The following is a 261-nucleotide window of genomic DNA, read 5'->3' as shown; positions in this document are numbered from 1 at the left end:
TTGAGTATGCCGGGATGGTATACCCAGGTAGAGATGTTGAAGGTGTTGTAGAAATGATGCTTGATGCAACTCAAAATTATAATAAACCTCTTGATGAAGAGCGGCTATTTGGTTGGCATGCGGCATTATTCCCTACAGGAAGAAGTGGAATGCACAGAATCGATGTTGGTTGTTACAGAAATGGGGAGATGCAAGTGGTTTCAGGAGCGATGGGAAAAGAAAAGGTTCATTATCAAGCTCCATCTCCAGGTAAAATGAAAG

The 261-nt window shown here is 42.1% G+C and carries 1 pseudogene; it reads left to right on the top strand.

Annotated elements, in window-relative coordinates:
• A pseudogene (locus FOF46_RS31215) lies at positions 1–261 on the top strand (DUF4172 domain-containing protein); the annotation flags it as partial.

Source organism: Aquimarina algiphila (assembly GCF_007489275.1).
Taxonomy (GTDB): domain Bacteria; phylum Bacteroidota; class Bacteroidia; order Flavobacteriales; family Flavobacteriaceae; genus Aquimarina; species Aquimarina algiphila.
The sequence above is the reverse complement of the archived record's forward strand: the minus strand, read 5'-3'. Positions and strand labels throughout refer to the sequence as shown.